Consider the following 14,945-nt stretch of genomic DNA (forward strand, 5'->3'; position numbering starts at 1 on the left):
ACGCAAGCGACGGACAAGCATCGGCATGACACTGGGAGCCATTGCCAGGAGTCGCCGTCATGAACCTCTCGTTGTACCTGCTTACCGTGCTCATCTGGGGCACCACTTGGATTGCCCTGAAATTGCAACTGGGTGTGGTCGCCATCCCGGTTTCGATCGTTTATCGCTTTGGCCTTGCGGCGTTGATCCTGTTTGCGATGCTCTTGCTCAGCCGGCGCTTGCAGGTGATGAACCGGCGCGGCCATTTGATTTGCGTTGCCCAGGGCCTGTGTCTGTTCTGCATCAACTTCATGTGCTTCCTGACCGCCAGCCAATGGATTCCCAGTGGCTTGGTCGCCGTGGTGTTTTCCACCGCCACGCTCTGGAACGCCTTCAATGCTCGCGTGTTCTTCGGTCAGCGGATTGCACGTAACGTGCTGTTGGGTGGCGCCCTGGGGCTTTCGGGGTTGGCGCTGCTGTTCTGGCCGGAACTGGCCGGCCACAGCGCGAGTCCGCAAACTTTGCTTGGCTTGGCGCTGGCGCTGTTGGGGACGTTGTGTTTCTCGGCAGGCAACATGCTGTCGAGCCTGCAACAGAAAGCCGGCCTCAAGCCGCTGACCACCAATGCCTGGGGCATGGCTTATGGCGCAGCGATGTTGGCGGTGTGGTGTGCGGTCAAAGGCATCCCGTTCGACATGGAATGGAACACGCGCTACATCGGCTCGTTGTTGTACCTGGTGATCCCGGGTTCGGTGATCGGCTTCACCGCCTACCTGACACTGGTGGGACGCATGGGGCCGGAGCGGGCGGCGTATTGCACCGTGTTGTTCCCGGTGGTGGCGTTGAATGTCTCGGCGTTTGTCGAGGGCTACCAGTGGACGGCACCGGCATTGGTGGGGTTGGTGCTGGTGATGCTGGGGAACGTACTGGTGTTTCGCAAGCCCCGGCCAGTGGCAGCGAAAGTCGCGCTGGGTGCTCGCTGAGACACAACGTCTAGCGAACCCCCGTGGCGAGGGAGCTTGCTCCCTCCCCACGGCGTATTTCTCGTGGTATCTGCGGGTTATTTCCAGACTTGCGGGTTGACCAGATTCTGCGGTCGCTCGCCCAACAAGGCACTGCGCAAGTTATCCACAGCAAGATTGGCCATGGCCTCACGGGTTTCGTGGGTGGCGGAACCGATATGGGGCAGAGTGACGGCGTTTTTCAGCTGGAACAGCGGCGATTCGGCCAGTGGCTCTTTCTCGTAGACATCCAGCCCGGCACCGCGGATGCGGTTGTTTTGCAGGGCTTCGATCAGCGCTGGTTCGTCTACCACAGGGCCACGGGAAATGTTGACCAGGATGGCGCTCGACTTCATCAGCCCCAGTTCACGTTGACCGATCAGGTGGCGGGTTTTCTCGCTCAACGGCACAACGAGGCAGACGAAGTCGGCTTCGGCCAGCAACTGGTCCAATTCTCGGAATTGTGCGCCCAACTGGTTTTCCAGCTCGGTCTTGCGGCTGTTGCCGCTGTAGAGGATCGGCATGTTGAACCCCTGCCGGCCACGTCGGGCAATGGCTGCGCCGATGTTGCCCATGCCGACGATGCCCAGGGTCTTGCCATGCACGTCGCTGCCGAACAACTGCGGGCCAACCGTCGCTTGCCATTGCCCGGCCTTGGTCCAGGCGTCCAGCTCGGCCACGCGCCGGGCGCTGCTCATCAGCAGGGCGAAGGCCAGGTCGGCGGTGCTTTCGGTGAGTACGTCCGGGGTGTTGGTGAGCATGATCCCGCGTTCATTGAAGTAGGCCAGGTCATAGTTGTCGTAGCCCACCGACACGCTGGAGACCACTTGCAGGTTCGTGGCGTTCTGCAGTTGCTCGCGGCCGAGCTTGCGACCGACACCGATCAGCCCGTGGACGTGGGGCAAGGCTTCGTTGAACTGCGCGTTGATGTCGCCGTTCGACGGGTTGGGCACGATCACGTCGAAGTCCTGGCGCAAGCGTTCGATCATGGGCGGCGTGATACGGCTGAAGGCAAGTACGGTTTTTTTCATCGTGCAAGGCTCATCTGCAGGGAATACCAAGCACGCTAACATTCCTGGCGCGGGTTAGGCGAGAGGGGAGTTTGATTGGGATATCGCAAATTCTACCTGTGGGAGCGGGCTTGCTCGCGAAGGCGTCGGGTCAGCTTGCATTGATGTTGAATGCCAGACCGTTTTCGCGAGCAAGCCCGCTCCCACATTTGATCTGTGGTGGGCTCTGATTTTGTAACTTCTGAAAGCCCCTATGCGGCCCGCAAGGAAATGAAGGCGTAGTTGACCGGCGCTTCGCTGACAACGCTTGCTCCACTGGCCGTTACTTGGCTGGCAATGTCATCACCGGACAGATGGAACTGCCATTCACCCGCCTCTTGGTCCACCGGCTGCGAGCGAGCCTGATCGATAGCGGCGGCAAACGCAGCCATGTTCGGCAGGTAGGCCGTGAATCCGTCGCCCTTCAACGCTGTCGTGTGGATGCCCAGGGACACGCAAATGCGTTCCTTGATGGCGATTTCTTCACGATCGGCCTGGCGTGAACGCTCGATCAGCCGGGCCAGGTCCTGGTCCACCAGTTCACCGCCGACGATCAACTGCGGCCCCGTTTCCCATGACTCCGGGGGACAATCCTTGGCGGCGGTATTGAGCGGGATGTGGGGGTTGATTTCCATGGGGTAGATGCGGCAGACCAAGGGCCTGCGCTCGTAGATGCGGCACAGGTTGTCAGCGTCCAGATTATGGCAAGGGCCGGGGTTATAAGCGGCGAAGGTGATCGCCACGAGGGCCTCGCAATTGCCGCTACGGACCACCGCCGAACGGCGTTCGGCGTGTTCGCGTTGCGCCACCGGCAGACCGAGACCATTGGCCAGGAAGGCCTCGACCAAGACAATCACCTGGCCGTCGTCATTCGCCCACATCCTGGCTTCGTCGAGCGTCAGGGGAACGTGATGACCCGTGCAGCATTTACCGCACCCTACGCAGGAAAACGTTGTGTTCATTGATCGACCGAAGGCAATAGGCTGAAAGCGGCGACAGAAAAACGCCGCGATAAGCCGTGCGAAGCAAGTTATGCGCCATTCATCGAGGGGCGTCGGTCGGACGGATCGAGTCCCATTCGGTCACGAAGGCGGTCCTGGTTTTCTTGCGGTAGAGGCATAGCTCGGTGCCCGTCGCTCCCTTCATGTGTTTCTGCGGGTACTGGCCTTGCAGCAACAAAGCGGTGTAGCCCACCCGGTCGTCGAATTGCGCGGCGGTGCCGACGGGTTTGGGATCTTTCAGGCCGCTGGCCTTGAGGCAACTGGCGAGCACTTTTTTGTCGTAGGCGGCCCAGGCGTCGGGGCTGGAAGCCTGGGCCTGAAAGGCCATGGCGGCAGTGAGGCCGAGGAGGATCAGCGTAGGGGTTTTCATCAACAATGTCCTTGTTCAGGGGAATCAGGGCAGGAGTATGCCTGAGGTCAGGACAGTGTTCAGAGGCCGCGAAGATCGCAGCCTCGTTGAGCTTGGCCCGCATCGACGCGGATAGAGTTCAGCGACCTTGTTCAGCGACGGCCTTGGCCGCTGTGATCAGGCACTTGGTCAATTCGGGCGACGAGAACTTGGTGAGCACCCCGTTGGCGCCCGCCAGTCGCGCTTTCTCACTGTTCATGGCGCTGTCGAGGGAAGTGTGCAGCAACACGTAGAGGTGAGCGAAGTCCGGCGTTTCGCGCAGGGTCCGGGTGAGGGCGTAGCCGTCCATTTCCGACATTTCGATATCGGAAACGATCAGGTTGATCTCCTGCGCAGTACCTTGCAGCTCCAGCAGGCAATCGATGGCTTCCTTGGCGCTGCGGGCGGTGTGGCATTGCAGGCCCAGGTTACGCAGGGTGTGCACCGATTGCTGCAATGCCACCTGGCTGTCATCGACCACCAGGATCCGGGCGTTGCCCAGGACTTCGGCATCTTCCATGCTCAGTTCGGTCGGCGCGGTTTCGATCTGCGCCGGTGCGATGCCATGGATGACCTTTTCGATATCCAATACCTGCACCAGCGTGCCGTCCACCGAGGTCACGCCGGTGATGAACGCGCGCACACCGCCGGAACCGTAGGGCGGCGGTTTGATGTCGGTGGTCAGGCAATGCACGATCTTGCTCACCGCCTGTACATGCAGACCCTGTTTGGAGCGGCTCACGTCGGTGACGATCAGGCAGCCGCCGTCCGGGTCTTCCAGCGGCCGCTCGCCAATGGCGCGGCTCAGGTCGATCACCGACAACGATGTTCCGCGCAGGGTGGCGATGCCTTTGACGTGTGGATGGGACTCCGGCAGCTTGGTCAGCGGTGGGCAGGGAATGATTTCACTGACCTTGAGCAGGTTGATCGCCATCAGCTTGCCGCTGCGCAAGGTAAACAGCAGAAGCGAAAGTGAATCTGCGCGGGCTTTGTTGGAAGACATAAAAACCTTCTGTGGAAAAAGGTGGGGCGAGCAAAGAGATCGCCAGAACAGCTTGTGATATCGGGTTATCGACTTGTCGGGGGCAGGCTTTAGGGCGAAAGCCATCGGCGACCCAAATCACTCGATCAACCTCCTTTGAATGTGCGAACCGTGGCGAGGGGATTTATCTGTGGCGAGGGGATTTATCCCCGTTGGGTTGCGTAGCAACCCCAGAGCGGTCGAGCGCGTTCGGTCTGATACTCGCAGGCGAAAGGTTTCAGGACTGCTGCGCAGCCCAGCGGGGATAAATCCCCTCGCCACAGGTTTCTATTTCAGCCCCAACCTGCGGGCCATCCGCCCCAGGTTCGCCCGGTCCAGACCCAGCTCCCGGGCGGCGCTGGCCCAGTTGTGCTGGTGACGTTCCAGGCAGGCGGCGATCAAATTGCGTTGGAATTGGTCCACCGCTTCGCGCAAGTCCCCCGTCACGCCGGACAGGGCCGGTGCCGGGCCGGTGGACGATGGTGCAGGGTTATCCACAGGCGCCTGGGGCAAATCCAGGTCCTGGGCGCTGAGGCTGAGGATTTTCGGGCGCGTCGGGCACCGGCCCAAGGCCTTCAGGGCACTGCGACCGATCAGGTGTTCCAGTTCGCGTACGTTGCCCGGCCAGTCGTAGGCCAGCAATGCGGCCTGGGCGTCGCTGGTCAGGCGCAGGCTGCCCAGGCCCATGCGCGAACGATTCTGTTCCAGGAAGAAGCCGCTGAGCAGCAGCACGTCCCGTCCGCGCTCGCGCAGCGCCGGCACCTGCAACGGGTACACACTCAGGCGATGGTAGAAGTCGGCCCGATAATGGCCGTTGCGCACTTCGTCGGCGAGGTCGCGATTGGTGGCCGCGATCAGGCGCACATCGACCCGATGCTCCTTGTCCGAACCCAGGCGCTGCAGTTGGCCGCTTTGCAACACCCGCAGCAACTTGGCCTGGACGGTCAGGGACAACTCACCCACCTCGTCGAGGAACAAGGTGCCGCCGTCGGCCAGTTCGAACTTGCCGCGCCGGTCGTTCGTGGCCCCGGTGAAGGCGCCTCGTACATGGCCGAAGAGTTCGCTTTCCACCAGCGTATCCGGCAGGGCGGCGCAGTTGAGGCTGATGAGCGGTTGCCCGACGCGTTTCGACGCGGCATGGATGGCCTGGGCAACCAGCTCCTTGCCCACGCCGGTTTCGCCGGTAATCAATACCGTCAGGTCGCTGCCGCCCACCAGCGTGATCTCTTCCACCAGGCGCTTGTGGGCCTTGCTCTGGCCAACCATGTCGCGGTGTTGCTGGCCGCTGGCTTGGCGATAGACCTCGGCGCGGCGGTGTTCGTCCTCGGCCTTCAAGGCCAGGCGCTCGATGCGTTCGGCGGCGCTGACCGTGGCGGCAGCAAGGCTGGCGAAGGCTTGCAGGGCGCTCAGGTCGATGGGCTCGAAGCGCTCCGGATCCAGAGAGTCCAGGGTTAGCAGGCCCCAGGGGCGCTCGTCGACGAACAGCGGGCAGCCCATGCAGTCGTGGACTTCCAGATGCTCGGCCAGCCCCTCGACCAGCCCGTCGTACGGATCGGGCAGTCCGCTGTCGGCGGCGAAGCGGGTGGGCTGCGGGTTGGCCAGCAGCGCTTCGAAGCGTGGGTGCTCGCTGACGCGGAATCTCCGGCCCAGTGTATCGGTGCTCAAGCCATCCACGGCGAGCGGCACCAGGCAGTCGCCGTCCAGGCGCAACAACGCCGCCGCATCGCAAGGCAGCAGGGCGCGCAAAGTGCCGAGCAGGCGTCGATAACGTTCGCCCTCAGGCAGTTCACGGGACAAGTCGGCCACCAGCGGCAGCAGCGAGGTGAGCAGGGCAGTTGCGGTCATAATGACTCCATGTAGTCATAGCGACTATAAAACGGGTCGTGTCGATATGACTACATTGTTTTTAACTTGCTGATATTAAAGATAAAAATTTATGGCACGGAAACTGATATGAGTTACGCAACTGTTATCGGTCATACGTCAGGAGTCACCTTATGCTCAGTCGAGAAGAACGCGCCATCATTCGCTCCACCGTGCCCCTGCTTGAAAGCGGCGGTGAAGCGCTGATCACTCACTTCTACCGCATGATGCTGTCCGAATACCCGCAAGTGCGCCCGCTGTTCAACCAGGCCCACCAGGCCAGTGGCGATCAACCCCGTGCGCTGGCCAACGGTGTGTTGATGTATGCGCGACACATTGACCAACTCGACCAATTGGGCGACCTGGTGGCGAAAATCGTCAACAAGCACGTTGCCTTGCAGATCCTGCCGGAACATTACCCGATTGTCGGTGCGTGCCTGCTGCGGGCGATCGCCGAGGTGTTGGGTGCCGAGATCGCCACGCCCGAAGTGATCGCGGCGTGGGGCGCTGCCTACAACCAATTGGCCGATATCCTGATCGGTGCCGAAGCCGGCATGTACGACAAGAAAGCCGAGGCGCCGGGCGGCTGGCGTGGCGAGCGTGAGTTCATCCTGGCGGCCAAGGTCCAGGAAAGCTCGGAGATCACCTCGTTCTATTTCGAACCGGCGGACAAGGGCTCGATCCTGGTGGCCGAGCCGGGCCAGTACATCGGCATGAAGCTCATCCTCGATGGCGAGGAAGTGCGCCGTAACTATTCGCTGTCGGCCCTGGCGGACAATGGCCAGTACCGGATCAGCGTCAAGCGTGAGCCGGGCGGGCGGGTGTCGAATCACCTGCATCATCATTTCGAGGTTGGCAGCCGCATCCAGTTGTTCCCGCCGTCCGGGGACTTCTACCTGACCGCCAGCGACAAGCCCCTGGTGCTGATCAGCGGCGGCGTCGGCATCACCCCGACCCTGGCCATGTTGCAGGCAGCGCTGCAAACCGAGCGTCCGGTGCATTTCATTCACTGCGCACGCAACGGCCGCGCCCATGCCTTCCGCGACTGGATCGACGATCTGGCCAAGCGGCATCCGCAACTCAAGCGCTTCTACTGCTACGACGAAGACGACGGCTTGAGCCCGGCGGCGGACAAGGTGGGGCTGCTGAGTCAGGAGCAACTGGCGCAATGGCTGCCGGAGCAGCGTGACCTGGATGCCTATTTCCTTGGGCCGAAGGGTTTCATGGGCGCCGTCAAGCGCCACCTCAAGGCCCTGGGCGTGCCGGACCGGCAGAGCCGCTACGAATTCTTCGGCCCGGCGGCGGCGCTGGAGTAAGGTCGCGGCAAACCGGAAGACCCGGTTGCCTTCATCGCGAGCAGGCTTGCTCCCACAAGGGATTGGCGGTGGACACAACTCCTGTGAACACCACAAAAAAACTGTGGGAGCGAGCTTGCTCGCGATAGCGGCGGCAGGTCCGCCCCTGTCCAACGGACCCGCATTAATCCGCAGTTAACCTTCTTGCGGTCTATTCCCCTCCAATGTCGACGTCCTCTGCTCGTTCACTGTCATGGTCAGCGTGTAGACTTCGGTACATCCGATCGCGCGCCGGGTGTCGCGAGGCTGCGCGTCGATCCATGCAGACAAAGGGAAACGCAATGAGTGAGGAAATGATGCGATTGGGCCGTGAGCGGCGCTATCTGGTGCTGCTGGGGCTGATCTGCCTGGCGCTGATCGGCGGTGCGCTGTACATGCAGGTAGCCCTCGGCGAGGCACCGTGCCCGCTGTGTATCTTGCAACGCTATGCGCTGTTGCTGATCGCGATCTTCGCCTTCATCGGCGCCGCCATGCGCACCCGTCGCAGCCTGACGATCTTCGAAGGCCTGGTGGTGCTCTGTGCCCTCGCGGGTGCCGGTGTGGCTGGGCATCACGTGTACACCCAGTTCTTCCCCGCAGTCAGTTGCGGCATCGACGTGTTGCAACCGATTGTCGATGACTTGCCGTTGGCGAAGATCTTCCCGCTGGGTTTCCAGGTCGATGGCTTTTGCTCCACCCCCTACCCACCGATCCTGGGCTTGTCTCTGGCGCAATGGGCACTGGTGGCCTTCGTGTTGACGGCGATTCTGGTGCCGTTGCTGGTGTCACGTAACCGCAAACCGCTTCGCTGAAACGCCTCAACGAAACGCCCTGGTTTCTCTCTTGGAGAACCGGGGCGTTTTGCGTTTCACGCTAGAACCGGAGCGTCCTTGATCCGAGGCAAGAATGACCTGCGGCAATGTGCGACACGTTGTCACATATCTTGCGGCGTTCAGCCTCTGCGAAGGTGATCAAGCGCTGTTTCCTGTAACAAAAAAACGTCTGCTTTCGCAACCCGCGCATGACCTGCAGCAGGCATTTTTAACAGCGTAGCGTCAGGCGCCGAAGGCCCCGAAAACTGGGCCCTTGCCAGACGAAAAAGCCCTTCTTAATCCTCTCGAGCTGTCTAAATCGGGCGTAGTAGACCTACGTTTTTTGGGGTTCTTGTTGAGAATTAATTTCGATAAGATGCTGGCCCGTTGCAATATCGGCAAGAGATTGTTGCCGGATCGGATAAAAATTATTTCGGGATGAGACATGGTCTACAGCGCCTCACCTCACTACAATCGCCCGCACCGATTTTCCGACCCGGCTCAGGCTTGAGCATGAGAGTGGTCGAAGGGCGCCAGCGCCCCATGCGACCCCAGGTGTCGGTGCCTCCAACTACCCGCACCAAATGGAATTGGGCTTGAACTAGGCCTTTTGACCAACGAATAAGAACTCACCGCTGGCCCAGGATGTGTCGAACAGCCGCTGACGTTCGATGGGCAGCCCTTATTCAATCCAAGAAAATGCCAACCCTTGGCAGGGTGAAGTGTTGGCGATCAAAACCCAACTGCATTGCGCAAGCTGCTTTAGAGGTCGTGAGATGAGTAAAAACAGGTACCCCCGATTACTAGGCTTGTTGCCGCTGCTCGGCACGTTGCTGCTGGGAGGCTGCAACATGACCTTGCTCGATCCCAAGGGCCAGGTCGGCCTGGATGAACGAAACCTGATCATCACCGCCACGCTGCTGATGTTGCTGGTCGTCGTGCCGGTCATCGTCATGACCTTCCTGTTCGCCTGGAAGTACCGCGCAACCAACACCAAGGCCACCTACACGCCAAAATGGTCGCATTCGACCAAGATCGAAGTGGCGGTGTGGACCATTCCGGTGCTGATCATCATTGCCTTGGGTTACATCACCTACAAGTCGACCCATGCCCTGGACCCGTATCGTCCGCTGGATTCCGACGTCAAGCCGATCACCATTGAAGTGGTCTCGATGGACTGGAAGTGGCTGTTCATCTATCCGGAACAGGGCATCGCCACCGTCAACAAGATCGTGTTCCCGGCCCATACGCCGATCAACTTCAAGGTCACCTCCGACACCGTGATGAACTCGTTCTTCATCCCGGGCCTGGGCGGCCAGATCTACGCGATGGCGGGCATGCAGACCAAGCTGCACCTGATCGCCAACCAGAACGCCGAACTCGACGGTATCTCCGCCAACTACAGCGGCGCGGGCTTTACCGGCATGAAGTTCAAAGCAATCGCCACGACCCAGGAAGATTTCGACGCCTGGGTCAACGATGTGAAGAAGGCACCTAAACAGCTTGAAAAAGCTGAATACGAAGCCCTTTCCAAACCGAGCCAGAACAACCCAGTCGAACTCTACTCGTCGGTTACGCCGAACCTGTTCCAGACCATCATCGACAAGTATGAAGGGATGAATCCGGGCAAGCCGATGCACCACGAGAAGAAAGAGAAGGAAGTGGCTCACAACATGGAAGGGATGGACATGAGCTCGCATTCAGCTGCCGGGGCAGAGGAGTAAACGATGTTAGGTAAATTAAGTTGGGAAGCGATCCCGTTCCACGAGCCGATTGTCATGGTGACCCTCGCCATCATCGCGCTCGGTGGTCTGGCATTGTTCGCCGGTATCACTTATTTCAAGAAGTGGACCTACCTGTGGACCGAGTGGCTGACGTCGGTCGACCACAAGAAAATCGGCGTGATGTACATCATCGTCGCCATGGTCATGCTGCTGCGCGGTTTCGCCGACGCCATCATGATGCGTACCCAACTGGCCATGGCCACCGAGGGTTCGCCTGGCTACCTGCCGCCTGAACACTATGACCAGATCTTCACCGCCCACGGTGTGATCATGATCATCTTCATGGCGATGCCGTTCTTCACCGGCCTGATGAACCTTGCGGTGCCGCTGCAGATCGGTGCCCGTGACGTGGCCTTCCCGTTCCTGAACTCCCTGAGCTTCTGGTTGCTGGTGTCCGGCGTGGTGCTGATCAACCTGTCCCTGGGCGTTGGCGAATTCGCCAAGACCGGCTGGGTGGCCTATCCACCGCTGTCGGGCTTGCAATACAGTCCGGGCGTGGGGATGGATTACTACATCTGGGCGCTACAGCTATCCGGGTTGGGGACAACGCTGACGGGGGTCAACTTCCTGGCCACCGTGGTGAAAATGCGTACCCCGGGCATGAAGCTGATGGACATGCCGATCTTCACCTGGACCTGCACCTGGGCCAACGTCCTGATCGTCGCTTCCTTCCCGATCCTGACCGCTACCCTCGCTCTGTTGACGCTTGACCGTTACATGGATTTCCACATTTTCACCAATGAACTGGGTGGAAATCCGATGATGTACGTGAACCTGTTCTGGGCCTGGGGTCACCCTGAGGTGTACATCCTGATCCTGCCGGCGTTCGGTATTTTCTCTGAAGTCATCTCGACTTTCTCCGGCAAGAAACTGTTCGGCCACCATTCGATGATCTACGCTTCCGGCGCGATCTCGGTACTGGGCTTCATGGTCTGGCTGCACCACTTCTTCACCATGGGTTCGGGTGCCAGCGTCAACGCCTTCTTCGGCCTGGCGACGATGCTGATTTCGATCCCGACGGGGGTGAAGCTGTTCAACTGGCTGTTCACCATCTATCAGGGCCGCCTGCGTTTCACCAGCCACGTGATGTGGACCCTGGGCTTCATGGTGACCTTCGCCATCGGCGGCATGACCGGCGTACTGCTGGCCATCCCGGGTGCTGACTTCGTGTTGCACAACAGCCTGTTCGTGATCGCGCACTTCCATAACGTGATCATCGGCGGCGCGGTGTTTGGCTACATCGCCGGCTTCGCCTTCTACTTCCCGAAAGCGTTCGGCTTCAAGCTGCACGAAGGCTGGGGCAAGGCTGCGTTCTGGTTCTGGATCACCGGCTTCTTCGTCGCGTTCATGCCGCTCTATGTACTGGGCTTCATGGGCATGACCCGTCGCCTGAACACCACCACCAACCCTGAGTGGGTGCCGTACCTGTACGTCGCCATGTTCGGTGCGGTGATGATCGCTGTCGGCATCGCCTGCCAGCTGATCCAGTTGTATGTGAGCGTGCGTGACCGCAACAAGCCAGAGAACATGTGCGAACACGGCGACCCGTGGAATGCCCATACCCTGGAATGGTCGACCTCTTCGCCACCGCCGTTCTACAACTTCGCCGTGCTGCCAAAAGCCGACGTCATCGACCCGTTCACCGAAGCCAAGGAAAACGGCACCGCGTACCCGGTTCCGGCCAAGTACGAGCCGATCCACATGCCCAACAACACCGCCACCGGTGTGGTCATGGGCGCTCTGTTGACCGTGTTCGGTTTCGCGATGATCTGGCACATCTGGTGGCTGGCCATCGCCAGCCTGGTCGGCACCGTGGTGTATTTCACTATCCATGCCGCCCGTGACGATCAGGGCTACATGGTGCCGGTGGATGTTATCGAGCGCATCGAAGCCGAGCAGCACAAACGTCTGGTAGCGGCCGGGAAAGTCCCAGCCACCGCCACCCGTGTTGAAACCTCGTTGGAACAGGCTTAAACCATGTCGAACTTAGTGACCACTGTTGGACACGCCCATGGTCATGACCATGGGCACGATGACCATCACCACGACTCGGGCGAGATGACCGTATTCGGTTTCTGGCTCTACCTGATGACCGACTGCATTCTGTTTGCGTCGATCTTCGCGGCCTACGCGGTGCTGGTTAACAACGTCGCCGGTGGCCCGTCGGGCCACGACATCTTCGAACTGCCGTACGTACTGGGCGAAACCGCGCTGCTGCTGTTCAGTTCGATCACCTACGGCTTCGCCATGCTGGCGTTGTTCAAAGGCAAGAAGAGCCAGGTGCTGGGCTGGTTGGGCATGACCTTCCTGTTCGGTGCCGGCTTTATCGGCATGGAGATCAACGAGTTCCATATCCTGATCGCCGAAGGCTACGGCCCTAGCCGCAGCGGCTTCCTGTCCGGGTTCTTCACCCTGGTCGGCACCCACGGTCTGCACGTGACCAGCGGCCTGATCTGGATGGCGATCATGATGTACCAGGTCCACAAAAACGGCCTGACCGCTACCAACAAGACACGCCTGAGCTGCCTGAGCCTGTTCTGGCACTTCCTGGACGTGGTGTGGATCTGCGTATTCACCGTTGTTTATCTGATGGGGACCCTGTAAATGGCTAACGCTCATTCTCATGATGGTCACGACGCCGGCCACGGCAGCGTCAAGTCCTACGCCATCGGTTTCATCCTGTCGGTGATCCTGACCGTCATCCCGTTCGGCCTGGTGATGTACCCGTCGCTGCCCAAGAGCCTGACCCTGTGGATCATCCTGATCTTCGCCGTGGTCCAGGTATTGGTGCACCTGGTGTACTTCCTGCACCTGGACCGCTCCGCCGCCCAACGTAACAATGTGGTCGCGTTTGTCTTTGCCGCGATCGTGATTGTCCTGCTGGTCGGCCTGTCGTTGTGGATCATGTTCAGCATCCACACCAACATGATGGCGCACTGAGGAAAATCCGGATGTCCCTGAAGCACTTTATCCAAATCACCAAGCCGGGGATCATTTTCGGTAACGTGCTTTCTGTGGCAGGCGGGTTTTTCCTGGCCTCGAAAGGGCATGTCGATCTGGCCATCTTCCTGGCTGCGATGATTGGCACTTCCCTGGTGGTGGCGTCCGGTTGCGTGTTCAATAACTGCATCGACCGCGACATCGACATCAAGATGGAACGCACCAAGAATCGGGCGCTGGTCCAAGGCCTGATTCCGGTGCAACTGGCCCTGGCATTCGCCACGGTGCTGGGCGTGGCCGGCGTGGCGCTGCTGTACTGGGTGGCCAATCCGTTGGCGGCGTTGTTCGCGGTGATCGGTTTTGTTATCTACGTTGGTCTCTACAGCCTGTACCTCAAGCGCAAGTCGGTCCACGGCACGCTGGTGGGCAGTCTGTCGGGGGCGATGCCGCCGGTGATTGGCTACGTGGCGGTGAGCAACAGCTTCGACGTCGCGGCGCTGACGCTGCTGGTGATGTTCAGCCTGTGGCAGATGCCGCATTCCTACGCCATCGCGATCTTCCGCTTCAACGACTACCTGGCGGCCTCGATTCCGGTGCTGCCGGTCAAGCGCGGCATCCGCGTGGCCAAGAAGCACATCCTGCTCTACATCCTGGCCTTCCTGGTGGCGACCTTGATGCTGACCTTCAGCGGCTACGCCGGCATGAGCTACCTCGCCGTCGCCGCCGCCATGGGCATGTACTGGCTGTACATGGCCTGGACCGGCTATAAGGCGGTGGATGACACGATCTGGGCACGCAAGCTGTTCGTGTTCTCGATCTTCACCATCACCGCCCTGAGCGTCATGATGTCCCTGGACTTCAAAGTGCCGAGTGAGCTGTTGCTGACGTACGCGCCTTAAGCTTCAGACGCTGCAAAAAAAGCCCCGCCTTCGAGAGAAGCGCGGGGCTTTTTGTCGAGGAGGGCATGGATTGGCTGTCATTCGTCGCAATAGATTCTGGTTTGTTGAACTATGCGCAATTTGCCTATAGTTTCTGCCATGCGTACCCTATTTTTTGAAACGACTACGTTCACCTCTACGGTTGGCAATTACCTGACTGACGATGAATATCGCCTGCTTCAGTCCTATATGCTGCAGCATCCAGAGGTCGGTGACGTCATGCCACGTACCGGCGGCTTTCGTAAGCTGCGCTGGTTCGATGAACGTCGTGGCAAAGGGAAGCGAGGTGGGTTGCGAGTCATTTACTATTGGCTCATGAACGATCGTCAGTTCTGGATGTTCGCGATTTATGACAAGGATGAGTTGGAAAACCTGACCTCCGAGCAAGAGAAGACGCTCAAGCGTGCCATAGAAGCTGAGTTGAAAGTACGAGGTACCTTATGAAAAAGCGCGATCTGTTTGCCGAGATGATGCAAGGTGTCGAGGAGATGGCCGCTCACCGCGAGGGCAAGATTACCCTTCGCCAGATATCGATCGAAGACAAACCGGCTCCCGAGGTGTCGGCCCAGGAAATCGTGGCGTTGCGCGACAAGCTCCACATGTCTCAAGCCGTTTTCGCCAAGAGCATCAGGACCAGCCCAGGTACCCTTAGAAACTGGGAACAGGAAAAATCCAAGCCTAATGCTCAGGCGGCTTTGTTGATCAAACTGGTCGAGAAGTTTCCAGATATGGTTGAACGGCTTGGCGCTGTTTGAATAGCTGGTCCCCATTAAAAAGCCCCGCCTTCGAGAGAAGCGCGGGGCTTTTTAATGGGTATCACTTTGGACTTCTGTGG

The 14,945-nt window shown here is 59.7% G+C and carries 15 protein-coding genes; 10 read left to right on the forward strand and 5 right to left on the reverse strand.

The genetic code is table 11. From position 1 onward, the window contains the following. The first annotated feature begins 59 nt into the window (after window positions 1–59). Window positions 60–962: a DMT family transporter gene (locus AB4N80_RS10695; RefSeq protein WP_122567043.1), complete on the forward strand. Its 903-nt coding sequence runs from the start codon at window positions 60–62 to the stop codon at window positions 960–962. 77 nt (window positions 963–1,039) lie between these two features. Here the strand turns inward: AB4N80_RS10695 and AB4N80_RS10700 are convergent, their stop codons facing one another. The 5 genes from AB4N80_RS10700 to norR form a co-directional block, all read right to left on the reverse strand. Beyond that, entirely contained in the window at window positions 1,040–2,011 is a 972-nt protein-coding gene (locus AB4N80_RS10700; protein ID WP_122567042.1) for a 2-hydroxyacid dehydrogenase, read from the reverse strand. A 230-nt stretch (window positions 2,012–2,241) separates the two neighbouring features. After that, entirely contained in the window at window positions 2,242–2,991 is a 750-nt protein-coding gene (locus tag AB4N80_RS10705; RefSeq protein WP_122567041.1) for a YkgJ family cysteine cluster protein, read from the reverse strand. A gap of 79 nt (window positions 2,992–3,070) precedes the next feature. Beyond that, entirely contained in the window at window positions 3,071–3,400 is a 330-nt protein-coding gene (locus AB4N80_RS10710) for a hypothetical protein (protein ID WP_122567040.1), read from the reverse strand. Window positions 3,401–3,518: 118 nt separating this feature from the next. Next, window positions 3,519–4,421 carry a chemotaxis protein CheV gene (locus AB4N80_RS10715; protein ID WP_030139917.1) on the reverse strand — a complete coding sequence of 301 codons (903 nt, stop codon included), beginning with the start codon at window positions 4,419–4,421 and terminating at the stop codon, window positions 3,519–3,521. A 306-nt stretch (window positions 4,422–4,727) separates the two neighbouring features. After that, window positions 4,728–6,284, reverse strand: coding sequence for a nitric oxide reductase transcriptional regulator NorR (gene norR / locus AB4N80_RS10720; RefSeq protein WP_305468383.1), 1,557 nt, complete (start codon window positions 6,282–6,284; stop codon window positions 4,728–4,730). 152 nt (window positions 6,285–6,436) lie between these two features. Here norR and hmpA point away from each other — a divergent pair, with 152 nt between their 5' ends. The 9 genes from hmpA (at window position 6,437) to AB4N80_RS10765 (ending at window position 14,865) form a co-directional block, all read left to right on the forward strand. Continuing rightward, a complete protein-coding gene (hmpA, locus tag AB4N80_RS10725) occupies window positions 6,437–7,618 on the forward strand; it encodes an NO-inducible flavohemoprotein (protein WP_122567038.1) in 1,182 nt (393 codons plus the stop codon). 320 nt (window positions 7,619–7,938) lie between these two features. Further along, a complete protein-coding gene (locus tag AB4N80_RS10730) occupies window positions 7,939–8,448 on the forward strand; it encodes a disulfide bond formation protein B (RefSeq protein WP_122567036.1) in 510 nt (169 codons plus the stop codon). Between the two features lie 776 nt (window positions 8,449–9,224). Continuing rightward, window positions 9,225–10,172 (forward strand): ubiquinol oxidase subunit II, encoded by a 948-nt coding sequence (gene cyoA, locus AB4N80_RS10735; RefSeq protein WP_122567035.1) that lies wholly within the window; start codon window positions 9,225–9,227, stop codon window positions 10,170–10,172. A gap of 3 nt (window positions 10,173–10,175) precedes the next feature. Beyond that, window positions 10,176–12,206 (forward strand): cytochrome o ubiquinol oxidase subunit I, encoded by a 2,031-nt coding sequence (cyoB, locus tag AB4N80_RS10740; protein ID WP_122567034.1) that lies wholly within the window; start codon window positions 10,176–10,178, stop codon window positions 12,204–12,206. Window positions 12,207–12,209: 3 nt separating this feature from the next. After that, a complete protein-coding gene (locus tag AB4N80_RS10745) occupies window positions 12,210–12,836 on the forward strand; it encodes a cytochrome o ubiquinol oxidase subunit III (RefSeq protein WP_122567033.1) in 627 nt (208 codons plus the stop codon). Beyond that, complete coding sequence (cyoD, locus tag AB4N80_RS10750) at window positions 12,837–13,172, forward strand: cytochrome o ubiquinol oxidase subunit IV (protein ID WP_014340102.1); 336 nt, start codon at window positions 12,837–12,839, stop codon at window positions 13,170–13,172. It abuts the gene before it with no gap. A gap of 11 nt (window positions 13,173–13,183) precedes the next feature. Beyond that, on the forward strand, window positions 13,184–14,071 hold the full coding sequence (gene cyoE, locus AB4N80_RS10755; RefSeq protein WP_122567032.1) for a heme o synthase: 888 nt from the start codon (window positions 13,184–13,186) through the stop codon (window positions 14,069–14,071). A gap of 138 nt (window positions 14,072–14,209) precedes the next feature. After that, window positions 14,210–14,554, forward strand: a complete 345-nt coding sequence (locus tag AB4N80_RS10760) for a toxin (protein ID WP_122567031.1) — start codon at window positions 14,210–14,212, stop codon at window positions 14,552–14,554. Further along, window positions 14,551–14,865: a helix-turn-helix domain-containing protein gene (locus AB4N80_RS10765; RefSeq protein WP_122567030.1), complete on the forward strand. Its 315-nt coding sequence runs from the start codon at window positions 14,551–14,553 to the stop codon at window positions 14,863–14,865. Before AB4N80_RS10760 ends, AB4N80_RS10765 begins: the two co-directional genes overlap by 4 nt. Window positions 14,866–14,945: the final 80 nt, after the last annotated feature.

Source organism: Pseudomonas sp. H3_A02, from assembly GCF_054671965.1.

Coding starts and splice junctions, on each gene's coding strand:
- norR (WP_305468383.1), bottom strand. CDS start 6,284: ATGACCGCAACTGCCCTGCTCACCTCGCTGCTGCCGCTGGTGGCCGAC.
- AB4N80_RS10765 (WP_122567030.1), top strand. CDS start 14,551: ATGAAAAAGCGCGATCTGTTTGCCGAGATGATGCAAGGTGTCGAGGAG.
- AB4N80_RS10715 (WP_030139917.1), bottom strand. CDS start 4,421: ATGTCTTCCAACAAAGCCCGCGCAGATTCACTTTCGCTTCTGCTGTTT.
- AB4N80_RS10760 (WP_122567031.1), top strand. CDS start 14,210: ATGCGTACCCTATTTTTTGAAACGACTACGTTCACCTCTACGGTTGGC.
- AB4N80_RS10745 (WP_122567033.1), top strand. CDS start 12,210: ATGTCGAACTTAGTGACCACTGTTGGACACGCCCATGGTCATGACCAT.
- AB4N80_RS10695 (WP_122567043.1), top strand. CDS start 60: ATGAACCTCTCGTTGTACCTGCTTACCGTGCTCATCTGGGGCACCACT.
- AB4N80_RS10705 (WP_122567041.1), bottom strand. CDS start 2,991: ATGAACACAACGTTTTCCTGCGTAGGGTGCGGTAAATGCTGCACGGGT.
- cyoE (WP_122567032.1), top strand. CDS start 13,184: ATGTCCCTGAAGCACTTTATCCAAATCACCAAGCCGGGGATCATTTTC.
- AB4N80_RS10700 (WP_122567042.1), bottom strand. CDS start 2,011: ATGAAAAAAACCGTACTTGCCTTCAGCCGTATCACGCCGCCCATGATC.
- cyoD (WP_014340102.1), top strand. CDS start 12,837: ATGGCTAACGCTCATTCTCATGATGGTCACGACGCCGGCCACGGCAGC.
- cyoB (WP_122567034.1), top strand. CDS start 10,176: ATGTTAGGTAAATTAAGTTGGGAAGCGATCCCGTTCCACGAGCCGATT.
- AB4N80_RS10730 (WP_122567036.1), top strand. CDS start 7,939: ATGAGTGAGGAAATGATGCGATTGGGCCGTGAGCGGCGCTATCTGGTG.
- cyoA (WP_122567035.1), top strand. CDS start 9,225: ATGAGTAAAAACAGGTACCCCCGATTACTAGGCTTGTTGCCGCTGCTC.
- hmpA (WP_122567038.1), top strand. CDS start 6,437: ATGCTCAGTCGAGAAGAACGCGCCATCATTCGCTCCACCGTGCCCCTG.
- AB4N80_RS10710 (WP_122567040.1), bottom strand. CDS start 3,400: ATGAAAACCCCTACGCTGATCCTCCTCGGCCTCACTGCCGCCATGGCC.